The 19,775-nt window shown below is 70.6% G+C and carries 17 protein-coding genes; 10 read left to right on the top strand and 7 right to left on the bottom strand.

Annotated elements, in window-relative coordinates:
- Positions 1-200 precede the first annotated feature (200 nt).
- Positions 201-752, top strand: coding sequence for a hypothetical protein (locus CFW40_RS01155; RefSeq protein WP_176956723.1), 552 nt, complete (start codon positions 201-203; stop codon positions 750-752).
- A gap of 78 nt (positions 753-830) precedes the next feature.
- Here the strand turns inward: CFW40_RS01155 and CFW40_RS01150 are convergent, their stop codons facing one another.
- A complete protein-coding gene (locus tag CFW40_RS01150; RefSeq protein ID WP_088795959.1) occupies positions 831-1,628 on the bottom strand; it encodes a class I SAM-dependent methyltransferase in 798 nt (265 codons plus the stop codon).
- A gap of 462 nt (positions 1,629-2,090) precedes the next feature.
- Here CFW40_RS01150 and rho point away from each other — a divergent pair, with 462 nt between their 5' ends.
- A complete protein-coding gene (gene rho, locus CFW40_RS01145) occupies positions 2,091-3,266 on the top strand; it encodes a transcription termination factor Rho (RefSeq protein WP_176956724.1) in 1,176 nt (391 codons plus the stop codon).
- A gap of 177 nt (positions 3,267-3,443) precedes the next feature.
- Here rho and CFW40_RS01140 read toward each other — a convergent pair whose 3' ends face one another.
- Positions 3,444-5,114: a cytosine permease gene (locus CFW40_RS01140; protein WP_088795957.1), complete on the bottom strand. Its 1,671-nt coding sequence runs from the start codon at positions 5,112-5,114 to the stop codon at positions 3,444-3,446.
- Between the two features lie 336 nt (positions 5,115-5,450).
- On the opposite strand from CFW40_RS01140, the gene CFW40_RS01135 reads away from it, so the two are divergent.
- Complete coding sequence (locus CFW40_RS01135; protein WP_088795956.1) at positions 5,451-6,848, top strand: tetratricopeptide repeat protein; 1,398 nt, start codon at positions 5,451-5,453, stop codon at positions 6,846-6,848.
- Positions 6,849-6,876: 28 nt separating this feature from the next.
- Here CFW40_RS01135 and CFW40_RS01130 read toward each other — a convergent pair whose 3' ends face one another.
- Positions 6,877-7,662 (bottom strand): MFS transporter, encoded by a 786-nt coding sequence (locus CFW40_RS01130; protein WP_088795955.1) that lies wholly within the window; start codon positions 7,660-7,662, stop codon positions 6,877-6,879.
- A gap of 330 nt (positions 7,663-7,992) precedes the next feature.
- Between CFW40_RS01130 and CFW40_RS01125 the strand changes: the two genes are divergently transcribed.
- A complete protein-coding gene (locus CFW40_RS01125) occupies positions 7,993-9,033 on the top strand; it encodes an NAD(P)-dependent alcohol dehydrogenase (protein ID WP_176956619.1) in 1,041 nt (346 codons plus the stop codon).
- Positions 9,034-9,071: 38 nt separating this feature from the next.
- Complete coding sequence (locus CFW40_RS01120; protein ID WP_088795954.1) at positions 9,072-9,869, top strand: DeoR/GlpR family DNA-binding transcription regulator; 798 nt, start codon at positions 9,072-9,074, stop codon at positions 9,867-9,869.
- A 53-nt stretch (positions 9,870-9,922) separates the two neighbouring features.
- On the opposite strand, the gene CFW40_RS01115 is transcribed toward CFW40_RS01120, so the two are convergent.
- A complete protein-coding gene (locus CFW40_RS01115; RefSeq protein ID WP_256331665.1) occupies positions 9,923-10,693 on the bottom strand; it encodes a TetR/AcrR family transcriptional regulator in 771 nt (256 codons plus the stop codon).
- A gap of 71 nt (positions 10,694-10,764) precedes the next feature.
- On the opposite strand from CFW40_RS01115, the gene CFW40_RS01110 reads away from it, so the two are divergent.
- The 5 genes from CFW40_RS01110 (at position 10,765) to CFW40_RS01090 (ending at position 16,744) form a co-directional block, all read left to right on the top strand.
- Positions 10,765-11,655 (top strand): alpha/beta fold hydrolase, encoded by an 891-nt coding sequence (locus CFW40_RS01110; RefSeq protein WP_088795953.1) that lies wholly within the window; start codon positions 10,765-10,767, stop codon positions 11,653-11,655.
- Between the two features lie 181 nt (positions 11,656-11,836).
- On the top strand, positions 11,837-12,406 hold the full coding sequence (locus tag CFW40_RS01105) for a hypothetical protein (protein ID WP_176956621.1): 570 nt from the start codon (positions 11,837-11,839) through the stop codon (positions 12,404-12,406).
- A gap of 243 nt (positions 12,407-12,649) precedes the next feature.
- Positions 12,650-14,890 carry an ATP-binding domain-containing protein gene (locus CFW40_RS01100; RefSeq protein WP_088795951.1) on the top strand — a complete coding sequence of 747 codons (2,241 nt, stop codon included), beginning with the start codon at positions 12,650-12,652 and terminating at the stop codon, positions 14,888-14,890.
- Positions 14,891-15,016: 126 nt separating this feature from the next.
- Positions 15,017-16,537, top strand: coding sequence for an FAD-dependent oxidoreductase (locus CFW40_RS01095; protein ID WP_088795950.1), 1,521 nt, complete (start codon positions 15,017-15,019; stop codon positions 16,535-16,537).
- 39 nt (positions 16,538-16,576) lie between these two features.
- Entirely contained in the window at positions 16,577-16,744 is a 168-nt protein-coding gene (locus CFW40_RS01090; RefSeq protein WP_256331666.1) for a hypothetical protein, read from the top strand.
- A gap of 7 nt (positions 16,745-16,751) precedes the next feature.
- On the opposite strand, the gene CFW40_RS01085 is transcribed toward CFW40_RS01090, so the two are convergent.
- The 3 genes from CFW40_RS01085 to CFW40_RS01075 all read right to left on the bottom strand — a co-directional run bounded on the left by CFW40_RS01085 (position 16,752) and on the right by CFW40_RS01075 (position 19,761).
- Positions 16,752-17,294, bottom strand: coding sequence for a GNAT family N-acetyltransferase (locus tag CFW40_RS01085; RefSeq protein WP_088795949.1), 543 nt, complete (start codon positions 17,292-17,294; stop codon positions 16,752-16,754).
- Positions 17,295-17,479: 185 nt separating this feature from the next.
- Positions 17,480-18,361, bottom strand: coding sequence for a carbohydrate ABC transporter permease (locus tag CFW40_RS01080; protein WP_088795948.1), 882 nt, complete (start codon positions 18,359-18,361; stop codon positions 17,480-17,482).
- Positions 18,358-19,761 carry an ABC transporter permease subunit gene (locus CFW40_RS01075; protein WP_088795947.1) on the bottom strand — a complete coding sequence of 468 codons (1,404 nt, stop codon included), beginning with the start codon at positions 19,759-19,761 and terminating at the stop codon, positions 18,358-18,360. The genes CFW40_RS01080 and CFW40_RS01075 overlap by 4 nt, the downstream gene beginning before the upstream one ends.
- Between the last annotated feature and the right edge of the window lie 14 nt (positions 19,762-19,775).

Raw genomic sequence — 19,775 nt, 5'->3', positions numbered from 1 at the left:
CGTGGGGATCAAGGCGCCGTCCACGATGAGCACGGGGCCATGGGGAACAACCGTCGATGCGGTCGCAGCGCGAGCAGCGGTGCGAGGCGGTGGTTGATGCGGTCGGCCGCAGACTTCGGGATTCCGCACAACGGCCAGAAATTCGTTGGGCGGTCCCGTCACCGACCGCTACCGTGCGACACGGTACCGAGGGGGATGAGCTGGTGCGCCCAGTGCTGTTGGTGGATGTGGACGGACCGCTGAACCCGTACGCCGCGAAGCGGCACCGTCGGCCCGAGGGCTATCAGACGCACCGCCTGCTGACCCCTCGCTGGGAGGCCGCCGAGCGGCGCCGGCTGACTGCGTGGGGGCTGCCGAACAAGCCCGTGAAGCCGCTACGGGTGTGGCTCAACCCGGATCACGGTCCGGCGCTGGAGGCGCTTCCCTTCGACCTCGTGTGGGCGACGACGTGGGAGGAAGAAGCCAACGCCTTCGTCGCGCCAGTACTGGGATTGCCCGAGCTGCCCTTCGTCCCCTGGCCCTCACCGCGACCCGAGCCCGGGGACGGAGTGTTCTGGAAGACGCCTGCGATCGTCGCGTGGGCGAAGGGACGTGCGTTCGCCTGGATCGACGACGACATCACAGAGGCGGACCGCACCTGGGTGAAGGGCCACCACGACGGTCCCGCCCTGCTGCACCGGGTCGACCCACGACGTGGCCTGACCAGCGGCGACTTCGCCGCGCTGAGGGAATGGGCCACCGGCCTTGACTGACTCCGCAACTGGTCGACAACCAGCTGCGACGCCGTCCTGCACCATCGTTACGGGACAGCCCCGCAGGACTGCACGGCCTCAGGGCGCCTCGGCAGGCCCAGGCGCATGCTCCGTCTGTCGTCCTGCTGCGACAGCGGAACGTTGCCGTGAAGGCAGCGTGGCCACCACCAGCCGGCAGCGTGGGCTGCCGTCGGGGCGTCGGCCGAGCTCCGGGAGGGCATGCAGCTGGACATCGAAGCCGGCGCGTGTCAGTTCCGTTCGCACGTCGGCGAGCCGGAAGGTCCGGTAGTACATGACGAAGCGCGGCCGCCACAGGGCATTGCGGACCCGCATCGCCGTGTCGAAAGCCAGCAGTGCCCAGTAGCCGGGCGACCCCGGCCGTGCCGGCGCCCCGATCGGGAAGACGAACCGGCCGCCGGGGCGCAGCACGGAGTGCACCTGCGCGAACAGCCCCGGCCGTTCCCTGGGCAGAAAATGCCCGAACGCACCGAAGCTCACCACGAGGTCGAAGACCGGTCCGAACGGGAGCGCGCGTGCGTCCGCGCGCACCCATGCGGTGTGTGGTGCGCCCGCGGCCTGGCGTTCACGGGCGCGCCCCTGGGTGAGCATTCCCGCGCTGAGGTCGACTCCGGTGACCCGCTCCCGGCAGACCTGCCGCAGTACGTCCGTGCCCGCGCCGGTGCCACAGCACAGGTCGAGGCCGCTGTCGAAAGGCCCCAGTCTCCGCAACGCCCGCGACACGGGCTTCAGGATCGCTTCCGGGGTCCGGAACGGCGTGTGGTCGAATGTCGGCGCGAGCAGGTCATAGCCACGCTCGACGGAGGACAGCGCCTGCACGGCGAGTTCACGGAAGGTGGGACCCTGAGGTGCGAACATTGCCCTCAGCATAGAACCCGTCCGCACTTGGGGTCGCATCGGCTGCGGTGTGTGGTACCGTCCGAACAGAACGTATGTGTGCTTGCCGCCCTTCCGGCGCCCGTACGTCGCTTCTTCTCCCTCGCTTGCGCATCGCTGTTGCGCCCGTCCTTCTCGACCGGCGATCCAGCAGGCATCGGCTGCTCGATATGCACCGTCCGGCGATGCGGCAGCACCTTTCTTTCCGGTCGCGGGCTTTTCCGACCTCCGGCAGGGCGTGAACTCACCGCCCTTTCCTGCCGGATTCCCCTCCCCGCCGACCCGCAGACGAACTTCCTGAGAGGACCCACCCCCATGACCACTGGTACCCATCTCAGCAGGCGACCCGGCACGGCCACTCCTCCTGCTTCTCCTTCTCCCTCCGCTTCCCCTTCCCCTTCCCCTTCCCCTTCCCCTTCCCCTTCTTCTTCTCCTTCTTCTTCTCTGTCCGGTGCCCCTTTTGCTTCCCGTACCGTTGACCAGCCCGTGGCCGCGGCTGCGGGCTCCGAGAAACCCGAGGTGGCAGTAGGCGGGGTCCTGGATATCGCGAACGACCGGCAAGAAGCCGGTTTTCTCCGCGCGGAAGGCTGTCTTGCCGCGTCCGGCGATGTCCGGGTTCCCGCTGCGCTGATCCGTAAAGCGGGCCTGCGCAAAGGGGATTTCGTCGTAGGGAGCTGCACGCGGCCGCGGTTGCTCGCCCGGATCGATTCGGTCAATGGGCACAGGCCCCAGGCCGTGCGCGGGCGGCCGCATTTCCGTGACCTCACGCCACTGCACCCGCGCCACCGCATGCGCCTGGAAAGCGCGGCCGGCGCACTGGCACCGCGGATCGTCGATCTGATCGCACCGGTCGGCAAGGGTCAACGCGGTCTGATCGTGGCGCCCCCGAAGACGGGCAAGACGGTGCTGCTGCAACAACTCGCTGCCGCCGTCGCCGAGAATCACCCCGCATCCCGGCTGATGGTCGTGCTGATCGACGAACGACCCGAGGAAGTCACGGATATGCGGCGCTCGGTACGCGGAGAGGTGCTTGCCTCCACCTTCGACCGGCCGGCGAAGGAGCACATCGCACTCGCCGAACTGGCCGTGGAACGCGCCAAACGACTCGTCGAGCACGGGCAGGACGTCGTCATCCTCTTCGATTCCCTCACCCGCCTGTGCCGGGCGCACAACAACGCCGCCGCCTCGGGTGGCCGCACCCTGAGCGGAGGCGTCGACGCCACCGCGCTGCACGGCCCCAAGAGGCTCTTCGGTGCGGCACGGCTCGCGGAGGAAGGCGGTTCGCTGACCATCCTCGCCACGGCCCTGGTGGAGACCGGTTCCCGGGCCGACGAGTACTTCTTCGAGGAATTGAAGAGCACCGGGAACATGGAACTCCGCCTGGACCGTGGGCTCGCGGACAAGCGGTTCTATCCCGCGGTCAATGTCAGTGCCTCGGGCACCCGGCGCGAGGAACTGCTGCTACCGGAAGCCGAGTTGACGGCCGTCCGCCGGCTGCGCCGCGCCCTCCGGGCCGGAGACGGCCAGGCGAACACGGAGTCCCTGCTCGCAAAGGTCCGGAGTACGCCCGACAATGCGACGTTTCTGCGGCAGGTACGGCACACCGCTCCGGGCGGGTGAACCGGCGACCCCCGGGCTGTTTCCTCGATCATGTGGAACACGGTCCACCGCAGGTTCGCGGCGGAGATGCCGAAGCCGGGGTGGCTGCCGACGTCATCGAGCGGACCGCGCCGCCCCCAACGGCCGCGCCCCGGTGGCCGGCGACGGGCCGTCGGCGAGGCACGGCGTGCCGCCGTCTCAGGAAGCGGGCGCCGCCGGCAGGACATGGGCGCCGGTCCGGTCGGTGCTCAGGCACAGTGAGCAGATCACCGCGGCGTGCTGGTGGCAGGCGGCGAGGTCCGGGCGCTCGAACTCCTGTCGGCAGACATGGCATGCGTACCGGGCCGGACTGGGGTTGCCGTCCGGGTCCAGCAGCGGGGCGTCGATTCCGTCGGTGGTGCGCCGCAGATAGAAGCGGCCCTTGGTCAGGCCGGCCGTCAGGGGGGTGAGCACGAAGGCGATCACTGCGGCCGCGACCGGTGAGTACGGCTGGAGAGTGTCACCCAGAGCGTGGAAGTACAGGGCGATCGACAGGCCGGATGCGGCGGTGAAGGACACCACGCCGACCGGGTTGACCGCATAGAGCATGCCGCGGCGGAACTCGGGGGCCTGCGGGGAGAGTTTCAGCAGGTACTTGTTGACGATGATGTCGGTGGCGACGGTGACGATCCAGGCGATGGCGCAATTCGAATAGAACCCCAGGACGCTGTTCAGGAAGCTGAACATGTCCGCTTCCATCAGGACCAGGGCGAAGGCCAGATTGGCGAGCACGAACACCATCCGGCCCGGATAGCGCTTGGTGACCCGGGTGAACGAGTTCGTCCAGGCCAGCGAACCGGAGTAGGCATTGGTCACGTTGATCTTGATCTGACTGATCACGACGAGGACCACGGCCAGCGGGACGACCAGCCACGACGGCATCATGGCCGCGAACGCGCCGGTGAACTGCCGGATGGGCTCGGCGGCCGAGGCCGCGCCCACCTCGGCGAGGACGTACACGGCCAGGAAGACACCGATGGCCTGCTTGAGCGCGCCGAGTACGACCCACCCGGGGCCGGCCATCACCACGGCGGTCCACCAACTGCGCCGGTTCCCCTCGGTCTTGGGCGGCATGAAGCGCAGATAGTCGATCTGTTCACCGATCTGCGCGATCAGCGACAGACACACGCCCGCGCCCAGCAGCACCGACGCGGCGTTGATCCCGCCGTCTCCGTGAGCGCCCCGGTACGAGAGGAACGTGTGCACCGTGCCGGGGTCCGTGGCGATCAGGTACAGCAGCGGCCCCACCATCAGCAGCAGCCAGACCGGGGTCGTCCACACCTGGAGCTTGCTGAGCGCCTTCATCCCGTAGATGACCAACGGGATGACCATGCAGGTGGACAGCACATAGCCCAGCCACAGGGGCAGCCCGAAGCCCAGTTTCAGGCCCTGCGCCATGATCGAGCCTTCGAGGGCGAAGAAGATGAAGGTGAAGCTGGCGAAGATGACGCTGGTCAGGACCGAGCCGTAATAGCCGAAGCCCGAGCCCCGGGTGATCAGGTCCAGGTCGATGTTGTAGCGCGCCGCGTAGTAGGCCAGGGGGAAGCCGGTGAGGAAGATGACCACCGCGGCGACCAGGATCGCGGCCAGGGCGTTTCCGGTGCCGTGGGTGAGGCCGATGCCTGCACCGATCGAGAAGTCGGCCATGTAGGCGATGCCGCCCAGCGCCGTGGTGGCCACCACCATCGGCGTCCAACGGCGGTAGCTGCGCGGGGCGAACCGGAGGGTGTAGTCCTCCAGGGTTTCGCCGGCCGCTTTGCCGGCCGGTGCCTCGGTGGGGGCGGGCCGAGGGCTGCTGTCGGGGACGGTCAGTTGTGGCTCGACGCTCATGCCGGACCTCCTGGGGCAGTGGGAACACGACGGGCGGCCACGCGCACGGCAGGGGACCGTGCGGCGGCGCGCCCGCGGCGGTGAAGCGGGCGTGCGGTGCTGGGAGATTAGGGAGCGCGTGTTTCCCGCAGCGTCCTCGTAGGTGAAGCGGGTGTTTCCGGGCAGAGGGAAGAACGGCGGCGCCATGAGCACGATGTGCTCGCTGCGCGTCCGGGAGAGCGGGTAGACATGAGGCTGCCGACGGCGGAGCGGAGTCCGGGACGGCACCCCGCGTCACCGCCACCGCCCGGCGAGCCCTCTTCGCCCCGTCCCCTCCCTCACCCCGTAGGAGCCACCATGACAGCGGACCGACACGGGCACCCGATGAGCGAGACCGGCACCGAGGCCCTTGCGCACTACGAACAGGCCCTGGACGACCTGCTGTTCTTCCGGCCCCGGGTCGTAAAGACAGCACAGGCGGTACTCGCTGCCTCGCCGCGGTCGGTGATGGGGCAGACGCTGGCCGCCTATCTGGGGGTGCTGGGCACCGAGGAGAAGGACGCGGCCGCGGCACGGGAACGCTTCGTCCGCTTCCGCTCCGGCCTGGACACCGACCGGCTGACGCCCCGGGAACGTATGCATATCGCCGCCGCTACGGCATGGCTGGACGGCGACCTGCACGGCGGCGGCCGCATCCTCGGCGACCTCTCCGTCGCCTTCCCGCGCGATGCGCTGGCACTGTTCGCCGGCCACCAGCACGACTTCCTCACCGGGGACGCCCAGCGCCTGCGCGACCGCGTCGGCGGAGCACTGGACGTCTGGGACGAGGACGACCCCCACCACGGGCCGCTGCTCGGCATGTATGCGTTCGGGCTGGAGGAGTCGGGCCACTACGAACGGGCGGAGGAGGTCGGTCTGGCGGCCCTTGCGCAGCATCCGGGCGATGTGTGGGGCATCCACGGCGTGGTGCACACCTACGAGATGCGGGGACGCTTCGCGGACGGGATCCGCTTTCTCGACGCCCGTACGGACGACTGGGCCCGGGGCAGTCTGCTCACCGTCCACAACTGGTGGCACTACGCCCTCTACACGCTGGAGCTCGGTGCCACCGACCGCGTCCTGGAGATCTACGACTCCGCGCTCCACCATGGCGCCTCGGCCGGTGCGGCGATGGAACTGCTCGACGCCGCGGCGCTGTTGTGGCGGCTCTACCTGGCACAGGAGGAACAGAGCGCGCGGTGGGCCCGGCTCGCCGATGCCTGGGAGAGCCGCCAGGACGGCCCGCACTATGCCTTCAACGACGCACACGCGGTCATGGCCTATGTGGGGGCGGGCCGCTTCTCCCAGGCACAGCGCCTCGTCCGGGACCGGGAAGACTGGCTGGCGGCGGAGGGGGGCGTCTCCAACCGTGCGATGACGGCCGATGCCGGACTGCCCGTCTGCCGCGCCCTGATCGCCTACGGCCGGCAGGACTACGGCCGGGCCGTCGATCTACTGCTGCCCGTCCGCCACCGCCTGCACACCTTCGGCGGCAGCCACGCGCAGCGGGACGCGATCCAGCGCACCCTCGTCGAGGCGTCCCTCCGCTCGGGGCGGGCCGACCTGGCACGGACCCTGCTCAGCGAGCGGATCCAGCTGCGCCCGGTCTGCCCGTACAACTGGTCGGCCAAGGCCCGACTCGAGGAACAGCTCGGCGACCCCGCACGGGCCGCGGCCGCCCGCGCCCGCGCGGCCACGCAGGCAGCCGCCGCGTAACGGGCAGAACGGGCAACCCGGCCGGGCGTCAGTGCTGCCCCGCGGGCAGGCCGGCGTCCTCCACGGCCGGCGGGGCGTCGGGCGTCAGGAACTCGGGGTCGGGTTCGAGGAACCGGATGGCGACGGCGGTGGCGAGGTGCAGGACGGCGAAGATCCAGACGATGCCCTCCACACCGACCGGGCCCAGGGCGAGGGCGACGATGGCGGGGCCGGCGAAGGTGCTCGCTCCGGCGCCCAGGTTGAGTGCGGACATGGCCTGTCCCTTGTGACGTGGCGCCAGGGCGGGAACCAGCGCCGAGATCGGTACATAGCCTGCCAGGGCGATGCCGTAGAGGGCGGCGGCCACCGCTGCGGCGGCGAAGTGCGGTCCTGCCACGACCGGTACGTAATACAGCGTCAGGCAGGTGAGGGCGCAGGCCACGGCGCTGAACCAGGTCATGGTGCGCTGCCAGCCTAGGCGGTCGCCGACGGCCCCGAAGAACAGGTTGGCGAAGATGTTCGCGGCGAACATCACGCTGAGCAGGCGCAACCAGGCCGAGGTGCTGAAGCCGACCGTCTCGGTGAAGAAGAACGGCAGGCAGACCAGGAAGCCGAACTGGGAGCCGGTGCTGACGACGCGCACCGCGGCGCCGATGGCCACACGGGGGCGGCGCCGCATGATCGAGATGCTGCCCGCCAGGGTCGTGAGCGGACGCCCGCGGCCGGGAGCGAGCCCGATCCGGCCGGTGGGCTCGCGCACCAGCAGCAGGGTGAGCAGACCGCCGAGCACCACCAGGCCGAGCGCGAGCCACAGCGTCCGGTACGAGCCGACCATCGGGATCGTGGCGCTGGCGACGAGTGAGCCCAGGGTCGGCAGGCCGCCGGTGAACGCGAACCAGTACCAGCCGACCGCCGTTCCCAGCCGCTGCTCATGGGCTCTCCAGGGGGCTGGGCGTGATCGGTGAGCAAAGGGGGAGGGCGCACCGCCGACCGCGTCGGAAGGTGGTGGGCCGGGGCAAGTTTTCTCGCATTTTGTGCGAAGTCAAGACTCATCTGATAAAAAAAGAGGCGGTACTGTGCTGACATCCAGGGGCGCGCCGGTCCGGAGCCGGATCGTGCACGGCCCCCGCCCCACCCCCGCACCCCAGGGAGCCGTGACCCCGCCATGACCACCACATCCGGGATTCCCACCACCATGCGTGCCGCCGTACTGCACGGACCAGGGAAGCTGAGCGTCGAAAGCCGTCCCGTTCCCGCCCCCGGCCCGGGAGAGGTCCTGGTCCGCGTCGAGGCGGTCGGGACCTGCGGCTCGGACGTGCACTACTACCGGGAGGGTCGGATCGGCGACTTCGTCGTACGCGAACCGCTCGTGCTGGGGCACGAGGCGGCCGGCACGGTCGTCGCCTGCGGTCCCGGCGCCGGCGAACGCCGGATGGGGCGGCGGGTGTCCATCGAGCCCGGCACGCCCTGCGGCAGCTGCGGTGAATGCCGTCCGGGCCGCTACAACCTCTGCCCGGACATGCGCTTCCTCGCCACGCCGCCCGTGGACGGCGCCTTCTGCGAATACCTCGCCGTTCGCGAGGGCTTCGCCCACGAGGTCCCCGACAGTCTCACCATCGAGGAAGCCGCCCTGCTGGAACCGCTGTCCGTGGCGGTCTGGGCCTGCCGCAAGGCCCGCGTGGCCCCCGGCGACCGGGTGCTGATCACCGGCGCCGGGCCCATCGGCCTGGTCGCCGCCCAGACGGCACGGGCCTTCGGCGCGCGGGAGGTCCTGGTCACCGACGTCCTCCCGCACCGCCTGGAACTCGCGCGGGCCGTCGGCGCCACGGCCCTCGATGTCTCCCGTACACCGCTGTCCGAGGCGGAGTACACCCCCACCGTCCTGCTGGAGTGCTCCGGCGTGCCCGCCGTGAGCGGCGAGGCGATCCGTACCGTGGGCCGGGCCGGCCGGGTGGTGCTCATCGGGATGGGCGGATCCGAGGCACCGCTGCCGGTGAGCCGGGTGCAGAACTACGAACTGGAACTGACCGGCACCTTCCGCTACGCCCACACCTGGCCCACCGCGATGTCCCTGGTGGAGTCGGGAAGGGTCCAGCTCGACTCCCTGGTCTCGCACGGTTACGGTCTTGCCGAGGCCGAGAGCGCACTGACCGTCGCCACCCACGACGCGACCGCCGTCAAGGCCGTCATCTACCCGCAGCGGTAGCCGCGCTGCCGCTGTCCGACCGGAAAGGGGCGGCCCCGATGGCTTCCACACGGTCGTCGCTGGCCGAGGTCGACCGGCGACGGCAGGACGTACTGGCCCATGTCGTCGAGCACGGAGACGTGCGCATCGACGAACTGGCGAGACACTTCGGGGTCAGTCTCGCGACCATGCACCGCGATCTGGACCAACTCGCCGAACGCCGGCTGCTGCGCAAGGAACGCGGCCGGGCCGCGCCCTTTCCGACCCTCACCATGGAGACCGCCACCCGCTTCCGCACCGGCGTGAACCTGCCGGTGAAGGAGGCGCTGTGTGCCGCCGTCGCCGACGAGATCCGCCCCGGCAGCACCCTCGTGCTGGACGACTCGACCACGGTCTTCCCGCTCGCGGCCCGGATCGCGCGGACCGAAGCGGTCTCCGTGGTCACCAACTCCCTGGGTGTGGCCCGGCTGTTCGACGAGACACCGGGCGCCGATGTCACCCTCCTCGGCGGCCGCTACCGCGGCGAGTTCGGCTCCTGCGTCGGCCCCGAGGTGCTGCGCGCCCTCGGCCGTCTCCGCGCCGACCTCGCGGTGATGTCGGCGGTGTCCGTACTCGGCGGCCGGCTCTTCCACCCGATGGGCGACTACGCCGAGATCAAGGAAGCCATGCTGGACTGCGCCGAGCGGTCGCTGCTGCTGGTGGACCACACCAAGTTCGGCAAGTCCGCCACCCATGCCTACAGCGACATCGCCCGCTACGACCGGGTGGTCACCGACCGCGGTGCGCCGGCCGGGGAGCTCGCCGAACTGCGCCGCAGGGGAGTGGCGGTCGACGTGGTCGACGTGGCCGACGCCTGACGGCGCGCCGCAGCGGGGCGGTGCCGGCTCCACCTGCCGGGGCTGCCCGCCCCTCAACCCCGAGAAGGCCGCGGTGATTCCGGGCCGGGAGCGAGCAGGCCCGCCAGCACCCGGCGGATCACCCGCTCGAACAGGTCTTGAGCATCCTGCGCCGGGTCAGCCGCCGGGCGGGCCGCCGGGCCGGCCGCTGGGCGGGCTTCCGGGTGGCCGGTGAGGGCCTGCGCGAGGAGCGGATGAGCACCCTTCCCGGCCGCGGTGGCGAGATAGGCGGCCTGTGCCGACTGCCGCGCAGAGGGCGACCGGAAGCTCTGCAGGGCGGCGCGGGACACCATCGCGACCAGCGCGTTCAGAACGGCGACGGCCTCCAGCTTGGCCGGGCCCGTCATCCGCACCGGCGCCAGGGCCCCGAGGGCGAATTCGAGGTAGTCCAGCCCGCAGGGACCCACCCGCATCGCCTCCGGCGTCACCTCGAGCAGCCAGGGGTGCCGGAGTTGGACCTCCCGGGTGCGGGTGGCCAGCGCCACCAGATCCGTCACTGGGTCCCCGGTCAGGGCCACGGTGAGGTCGATCTCGCCAGTTGCGGCATCCACCATCAGATCCACCAGATCGTCACGGCCGGCGACATAGCGGTAGAGGGACGCGGGGCCGGTGCCCAGTTCCTTGGCCACCTGCCGTACGGACACGGAGGCCAGCCCGCCGGCATCGGCCAGACGGACCGCGGCCCGGGTGATCTGCCCACGGCTGCGCTCGGGTGCCGGCCCCCGCGCTCCTCGCTCGGGACGTTCCCACACCACCACTGGCTCCTCGGCCACCAAGACCCTCACCCACCCCTCTCCCTCGCCCGGCCCAGCTATGCTAATAACTGCGAACATCGATCGCAGTATTGAGGGGGATCATGAACGTATGGACGCCGACCCGCTGGGCCCGTAACGACGAAGTGGAGCTGGCCTACGACGAGTTGACGGGGTCTCAAGGCAAGGCACCACTGCTGCTGGTGACCGGCCTGGGCGTCTCGCGTCTCTGGTGGCCCGACGGCCTGGCCCAGGCCCTGGCCGCGCAGGGTTTCGCGGTGGCCCGCTATGACCAGCGCGACGCGGGAGAATCGACCCATCTGCCGCCCACCGCGACCGGCAACCCCATCACGGCGCTCTTCCGCAAGCGCGGCGCGTCGTATACCGCCCAGGACATGACCGACGACGCCATCGCCGTGATGGACGCGCTGGGCTGGGAGTCGGCCCATCTCTTCGGTCAGTCGCTCGGCGGCGCGGTCGCCCAGCGCATCGCGCTGCGCCACCCCGGGCGGGTACGGACGCTGACGTCGGTGTCGGCCGTGCCAGGCGACGCCGCGGGCCTGGGCGCCCTGCGCTACATCCGGCTGCGGACGCTCGGCAAGCTCGCCCGGATGACGTACCCGGATACCCCCGAAGGCGATATCGAGGCCGGTATCGCCCTCGCCCGACTCCTGCACTCGCCCGCGCATCCGCTCGACGAGCAGGCCGTCAGGGACGCGGTCACCAGCCTGGCGGATTCCGGGGTCCGCGACGGGCACAGCCAGAGCCGGCAGATCGGCGCGCCGTGGCACGGCCCCGCGATCAACCGGATCACGGCGCCGACCCTGGTCCTGCACGGCGCGGACGATCCCCTGGTCAAACCCGCAGCCGGGCGCGCCGTTGCGGCGCGTATCCCGGGTGCGCGGTTCGTCTCGTTGCCCGGGGTCGGCCACGACCTGCCGGAACCGGTCTGGAACGACGTCGCGATGCGGGTGCGACGCCTCGCCGACCGGTAGGGACGCGGCTGGGCAGCCTTCAGGGCAGCGGCGCTTCGGACAGCCCGGCCCGAACCACCGCTTCGATTTCGCGACAACGTGGCCCGTCCGTCGGCCACATGCCGGCCGGCGGACAACTCCGCCGCCACCCCGCCCGTCCTACCGCACGTATCTGTACGCACTCTTCTTCGGAGGTTCATTCATGCGACGGTTGGGGACAGTGGCCGCGGCGCTCGTGCTGGCGGGCGCCGGCGTGGCGGGCACGGCAGGAGCGGCCGGTGCCGCGACCGGCCCGGCGGACAAGGCCCCCGCGGCCTGCTCAACCGCCTGGGGCAGCGGCAACAAGTCGGCGACGACCGCGAACACCAAGCCCTTGAGGGACGTCAAGACCAGCCACACCGCGTGCTACGACCGGATGGTCTTCGATATCGGCGGAGCAGACGGCAAGCTCGGCTACCACGTCGGTTACGTCGATGCGTTCCACCAGGACGGTTCGGGCGAGCGGATACCCGTCAAGGGCGGCGCCATCCTGCAGATATTCGTGTCCGCGCCCAGCCACGACCCGGTGACCGGTAAGCAGACCTATGCGGGGACGGCCGGCAAGCCGCTCCCGGGAGTGAACATCACCGGATACAAGACGTTCACGGACACCAAGTTCGGGGCGAGCTTCGAAGGGCAGACCCAGGTCGGCCTGGGCCTGCGCGCCAAGCTCCCGTTCCGGGTGGTCCAGTCCGGTCACGAGCTGATCGTGGACGTCGCCCACAAGTGGTGAACCACCTCGTCATGGGCACCCGTCCCCGCTTCTCCGGAAGGGGGCCCAGGGCCCGTTTGACGCCCGGGTAAACAGTCCGGCGGCACACAGAGAAATACCCCGGTCCGCATTGGCGGCCGGGGTATTTCTCTGTGTATATTGAGGGCTTCTGTGTCTTCATACTGCGCCTTCACCAGGTAATGAAGTAAGCCCAACTTCATTACCGAACTTTACCCGAGCGGAGCTGAATTGTCAAACGAGGAAATGCGGCACGAACAGGAATTCATTGATCTGCTCTATGAACGCCTCGCCGAACTGCGGACCGGAGCCGAGAGGGCGGTGAACGCGGCCCTGCCGCTGGACGGGAACCATGCCCAGGCACGGCTGGAGCGCGATGTGCTGGTGGCCGAGCACGCGGGCCTGCTGGCCGCCTTCGACGCCGGCGAGAACGGCCTGTGCTTCGGCCGGCTGGTCTTCCGGGACGGACGCGATCACCACATCGGCCGTATCGGCATCCGGCGCGACGACGCGGACCGGACCCCGCTGGTCCTCGACTGGCGGGCCGAGGTCGCCCGCCCGTTCTACCTCGCCACCGGGCACACCCCGATGGGGCTGCGTCGCAGGCGTCACCTCACGACGGAGGGCCGGTACGTCACCGCCCTCCATGACGAGATCCTCGACCTCGACGACACCGAACGCACCGGATACGAGGGCGCCGACGCGGACGCCGTCCTGCTGTCCGCGCTGGACGCGGCGCGCACCGGCCGGATGCACGACATCGTGCAGACGATCCAGGCGGAACAGGACGCGATCATCCGTGCCCCGCACCGCGGTGTCCTCGTGGTGGAGGGCGGGCCCGGCACCGGCAAGACCGTCGTCGCGCTGCACCGCGCCGCGTACCTGCTCTATGCGCACCGCGAACTGCTGGCCCGCCGCGCCGTGCTGATCGTCGGACCCAACCCCGCGTTCCTCAGCTACATCGAGGAGGTGTTGCCCTCGCTCGGCGAGACGGGCGTCCTGCTCGCCACACCCGGTGAGCTCTTCCCGGGCGTGACCGCGACCGGAACCGACACCGCCGAAGCCGCCCGGGTCAAGGGCCGTGCGGAGATGGCGGACGCGCTGGCGGGGTACGTACGGGACCGGCAGACCCTGCCCGACCCCGAGATCGTGATCGACCACGAGGACGGCGAACTGCGGCTGGACGTGGAGATGGCGTACGAGGCACGCCGCCTCGCGCGTGAGACCAGGCTGCCGCACAACCTCGCCCGCCCCCACTTCGCCTTCCGCATCATCGACGCCCTCACCGCACAACTCGCCGACCGGCTGGGCGCCGACCCCTTCGGCGGGCCGAACTTCCTCGGCCCCGACGACCTCGCCCAGCTCGGCAAGGCGATCGCCACCAGCGCCGAAGTGCACCGCGCCATCGAGGAGTTGTGGCCCGACCTCACGCCGCAGCGGCTGGTCGCCGACTTCCTCGCCGACCCCGCCCACCTTCCGGAGGCCGACGCGGAAGTGATCCGCCGTGTGGCCGGCGACTGGACCCCCGCGGACATCCCCCTGCTGGACGAGGCGGCCGAACTCCTCGGCGAGGACGACTCGGCGGCCCGCGCCGCGGCAGAGGCGGAACGCCAGGAACAGATCGCCTATGCCCAGGGGGTGCTCGAACTCTCCTACGGCTCCCGTACCCAGGAGTTCGAGGACAAGGTGGACGAGGACTCCGAGGTGCTGGCCGCGCACGATCTGCTGGACGCGGAACGGCTCGCCGACCGGCAGGAGGAGGCCGACCACCGCACCGCCGCCGAACGCGCGGCGGCCGACCGGACCTGGGCGTTCGGCCACATCATCGTGGACGAGGCACAAGAGCTCTCGGCGATGATGTGGCGGCTGCTGATGCGCCGCTGTCCCACCCGGTCGATGACCCTGGTCGGCGACCCGGCACAGACCGCCGAGCCGGGCGGCTGCGGCTCGTGGGCGAGCATCCTCGCGCCGTACACCGGCGACCGCTGGCAGCACGTCAGGCTCGGGGTCAATTACCGTACGCCGAGCGAGATCATGGACATCGCGGCGGAGGTGCCCCGGTCCACGGATCCCGCCTTCGAACCGCCGCGTTCGATCCGTTCCACCGGTGTTCCCCCCTGGGCGCAGCGTACCGACGACTGCGCGCGCACCGTCGCCGAGGCCGTCGCACGGGAAGCCCAGGAGCAAGGCCGCCTCGCCGTGATCGCCCCACGGTCCCGCCACGACGCCCTGGCCGCCGCCCTCCCGGCCGCCTCCGCCGGTTCCTCCCTTGACCTGACCCGCCCGGTGGTCCTCATCGACCCGCGGCAGGCCAAGGGCCTGGAATTCGACACGGTGATAGTCGTGGAACCGGCGGAGTTCGGGGCCAGTGACCTCTACGTCGCCCTCACCCGGGCCACCCAGCGGCTCGGCGTGATCCACGCGGCACCGCTGCCGCCGGGACTGGAGACGCTGCCGCCGCGGGCCGCGGCTCTCACCGGTCGGTGACGCCTGTCGGACCGGTGTCGGCGGCCTGTCGGTGACTGTCGGTCCGATGTCGGCGGGGTCCGGCACCTTTTGAGAGGTCCCGCCGGGTGTCCGCCCGGCTGACGGTTGGGGAGAAGGGGATCTCTTGTGCATGACGTAGTGATCGTGGGTGCCGGCCCGGTCGGTCTGTTCCTTGCCCGCGAGCTCGGCCTCGCGGGCTGCTCCGTCCTGGTGCTGGAGCGGGGGCCCGAGTCCCGCTCCCCGTTCAAGGGGAAGCTGCTCGGAACGCGGGGCCTGTCCGCCGCTTCGGTCGAGGCGTTCCACCGCCGCGGGATGCTGCACCAGCTGCGGACGGCATCGGGCGTCCACGACGATCCCGGCGCGGACGCCGAAGCGGCGCGCGAGCCGGCGTCCCTTCGCGGCGTGGGCCATTTCGCCGGCATCAGCCTCGATCCGGGCCGGGTCGACGCCGCCGCCCTGCCGTACCGGCTTCCCGGACAGGCGATGGACGGCATGCTGACCTACCTCGAAGCGGTCGAGATGGTGCTGGCCGAGCAGGCAACCCGGCTCGGCGTGGAGATCAGGCACGGCGTCACGGTCTCCGCCCTCAGCCGGCACGAGGAGAGCGCGGTCGCGTACGCCGACGAGCACGCGTACCCGGCGCGCTGGGTCGTCGGCTGCGACGGCGGACGCAGCACGGTGCGCGGGCTCGCGGACTTCGCCTTCGTGGGCACCGAGCCGCAGTTCACCGGCTACACCATGCAGGCCACCGCCGCCGATGCCGAAAAGCTGGGCCCCGGGATCAACCTGACGCCGACGGGCATGTACCTCCGGCTCCTGGAGGGGCACATCGCCATGGTGGACTTCGACGGCGGCGCGTTCGACCGCTCGCAGCAGCTGACCCGCGACCATCTCCAGGCCGTTCTGCGCCGGGTATCCGGCACCGACGTGACGCTGAGCGAGGTGCATCTCGCCTCCAGCTTCACCGACCGGGCGATGCAGACGACGACCTACCGGCGCGGACGCGTCCTGCTCGCGGGCGACGCCGCCCACATCCACTCGCCCCTCGGCGGACAGGGACTCAACACCGGCATCGGCGACGCCATGAACCTGGGGTGGAAGCTCGCGGCAACCGTGCACGGACACGCCCCGGACGGGCTGCTCGACACCTACACCCGCGAGCGCCATCCGATCGGCGCCAAGGTGCTCGACTGGTCGCGCGCCCAAGTGGCCATCATGCGGCCGGACCCGCACTGCCAGGCGATCCAGGGAGTGATCCGCGACCTGCTCGGGACCCGGGACGGAGCGACCTACGTGGCCGGGAGGCTGTCGGGAGCGTCGATCCGATACGACCTCGGCAGCGAGCAGCCATGGGCCGGCCGCAGCGCCCCCGACTTCTGTCTCGAAAACGGCACACGCCTGAGCGACCTGATGCGGGACGGGCGGGGCGTCGTGCTCGATTTCAGCGCCGACCGATGCCTGCGCGATCCGGCGCAGGGCTGGGAGAGCCGGATGCGGTACGCAGCCGGTCCGGCGGAGAACGACCTGGGACTGGGTGCCGTGCTTGTCCGTCCCGACGGCGTCGTCGCCTGGGCCGGTGAGCGCACCCCTGATCGCGAGGCGTTCGAGCAGGCCGCCGTCCAGTGGTTCGGCGGCCCGGAAAGCTGAAGCGGCCACCCCGTTCTCCTGGACCCGAAGATCCAGGCCGTGCGGGACCTCGCCGACAAGTACGGTGCCCAACTGCTGTCCGCTGACAGGTTGTTCGCCGAACTCGCCGCGACGACCGGACCGGAATACTGGGCCGAGGACGGCGTGCACCCGACGCCGGCCGGCCACGCCGCACTCGCGGAGGCCTGGCTGCGCCTGGTCGTGTGACCGGTGATCAGGACCGGGCGGTCCCGGCGGAGATCCGGTACACCACGGACCGGCGCAGCGGCCCGTCCGGTACGTCGGGATCGTTGAAGTCGTCCGCGGGGTCGTGGGTCATGCCGATACGGCGCATCACGGCCTGGGACCGGAGGTTGGTGACGGCCGTCACCGCAAGGATCTCCGGCAGAGCGAGGGTGGTGAAGCCGAAGGCCAGAGCGGCTCGGGCGGCCTCGGTGGCGTAGCCGTGTCCCCAGGCCGGCCGAGTCAGACGCCAGCCGGCCTCCACTCCCGTGAAGGGCAGGTGTTCCTCCACCGGGTCGAGTCCGGTCAGGCCGATGAACTCGCCGGTGGCGCGCAGCTCAACGGCCCACCAGCCCCAGCCGCGCTCGTCGAGGTCGGCCTGGAAGCCTGCGGCGGACGCCTCGCTCTGCTCACGCGTCAGCACGTCCGGGAAGTAGCGGCGGACCTCGGGATCGGCGTTCATCGCCGCCCAGGGCGCCAGGTCGGAGGGGCGCCAGGCGCGCAGCAGCAGGCGCTCGGTTCGCAGTTCGGACATCGCGCCAACCTAGCCCGCCCGGGTGGGGGAGGCGAGCGAATAACGACGACCGCATGAGGCGAGCGGAAAGCGCGACGCCGTCGCGGCGCGGACGGCCCGACCTGCCCGCGCCGCAACGTCCCTGTCGTAAGTCGTAAGTCGTAAAAGGCTCGTCCGGCTACCCGCCACCGCACCGTCAAGGCCGGCTACTTGACTGAACCCGCCATGATTCCCTGCACGAAGTGGCGCTGGAAAGCGAAGAACACGATCAGCGGCACGATCAGGGACAGGAACGCCCCGGGGGCCAGGACGCCGATGTTGCTGCCGAACTGCCGCATCTGCGACTGCAGGGCCACCGTCAGTGGCTGGGACGCGTTGTCGGCGAAGAGCAGGGCGACCAGCATGTCGTTCCAGACCCACAGGAACTGGAAGATCGCCAGGCTGGCGATGGCGGGGCGGCCCAGCGGCAGGACCAGCTGGGAGAAGATTCGCCACTCCCCGCCGCCGTCCATACGGGCGGCCTCCAGCATCTCCTTGGGGATCTCCGCGAAGTAGTTGCGCAGCAGGAAGATGGCGAACGGCAGCCCGTAGGCGGTGTGGAAGAGGACCACACCCGGGATGGAGCCGAACAGACCGAGCGCGCCGAACAGTTTGGCCACCGGCAGCAGTCCGATCTGGACCGGCACCACCAGCATGGCGACCACCACCAGGAAGATCCAGTCCCGGCCGGGGAAGTCCAGCCAGGCGAAGGCGTATCCGGCCAGCGCGGCGATCACGACGACGGCGAGGGTGGTGGGCACCGAGATCAGCACCGTGTTCCAGAACGCCTGGACGATGCCCGAGTCCTTCAGCAGCGCCGCGTAGTTGTCCAGCGACAGCTGACCGGGTGCGGTGAGCGCGGTCCACCAGCCGCTGCTCGCATTCTTCTCCTCCGTACGCAGGGAGGAGAGGAAGAGTCCCGCGGCAGGGGTCAGCCAGACCAGGCCGATGAGGAGCAGGAACAGCTGGATCGCGCCGCGGCTGAGCCGCTGCACCGGCCGTGCCGTCGTCCGCCTGCGGGACGCTGCGGCTGTGGGGACGGTGGTCATGACTGGCTCCTGCGGAAACGTCGGATGTTGAGGAACATGGCCGGGACCACCAGGAGCAGCAACAGGACACCGAGGGCGCTGCCCAGGCCCTGGTTGTTGCCGCCGCCGAAGGAGACCAGCCACATCTGCAGGGCCAGGACATTGGCGTCCTGCTGTACGGGACCGGGGGCGATGATGTAGACGAGGTCGAAGACCTTCATCACATTGATCACCATCGTCACGAACACCACGCCCAGCACGGGGCCGAGCAGCGGCACGGTGATCCTGCGGAAGACCTGCCATTCGTTCGCGCCGTCCATCCGGGCCGCCTCCAGGACGTCCCGCGGCATCGAGGAGAGTCCCGCGCCGATCAGGACGAGCGCGAAGCCGGTCCAGATCCACATATAGGCGCCGATGATGGCGGGCGTGATGAGGGCCGGCCCGAGCCAGGAAATGCCCTCGTACGGCGGGGCGAAGTCCTTCGCGGGGAGCTGGACGGCGTACGAGCCCGGAGGCAGACGGGGCAGCCGGTAGGAGCCGTCCGCCGCGGTGGTGGCCGTCGCCACGACCTTGCCGTGGGAGTCGACGGCCTCGACGGCGAGCCTCGGCAGACCGCGTTCGCGGGGGTCCACCGTGCCGGGGGTGCCGCCACCGCCGGGGGTGAAGTCGAGGTAGACCACACCCCGCAGTTCACCCTTGCCGGCCGGGGACTTGGCGGCCCCGGCGGCCGGCCGCGCCTGCGCGGGCAGGTCCTTGGGCGCGACGCCGACCAGACCGAGGTTGACGGTGTTCCCCGGGCCGGTGCGGTGTGCCGTGCGGTAGGAACCGTCGTGGCCCTTGGCCAGCCGCTTGTCGCCGAGGCGCGCCTTGGCGGTGGGGAACGAGACGGACTCCCCCTGGACCGTGTCGTGGATGCCGACCGTGATCGCGTTGAGCACACCGCGCTGCGGATCCTGCTCGTAGGCGAGGCGGAAGATGATGCCCGCGGCGAGGAAGGAGATCGCCATGGGCATGAACATCAGCAGTTTGAACGCCGTCTTCCAGCGGATCTTCTCGGTCAGCACGGCGAGGACCAGACCGAGCCCGGTCAGCAGCGCGGGGGCGAAGACGACCCAGATCGCGCTGTTGCGGATGGCGCGGAGCGTGGCGGGGTCCTGGAACATCGCGGTGTAGTTGCCGACGCCGACGAAGGTGTTGCCGGAGGCGTCGTACAGGCTGCGGACGACCGAGAACACGATGGGGTACGCGACGAGGGCGCCCAGCAGCAACAGCGCGGGAAACAGGAACAGCACGGCGATCCGGCGGCGGCGCCGGACGGCGCGCCGCACGGGATCGGTGGCGCTGCCGGGGGTGCCGCCCGGAGGGAGGGGCGCGGCGGCGCGCGAGGTGGCGGGCGCCGCCGCGGGTGTGGTGACAGGCATGGATCGGGCCCTGG

The sequence above is a fragment of the Streptomyces sp. 2114.4 genome, from assembly GCF_900187385.1.
Classification (GTDB): Bacteria; Actinomycetota; Actinomycetes; order Streptomycetales; family Streptomycetaceae; genus Streptomyces; species Streptomyces mooreae.
The sequence above is the reverse complement of the archived record's forward strand: the minus strand, read 5'-3'. Positions and strand labels throughout refer to the sequence as shown.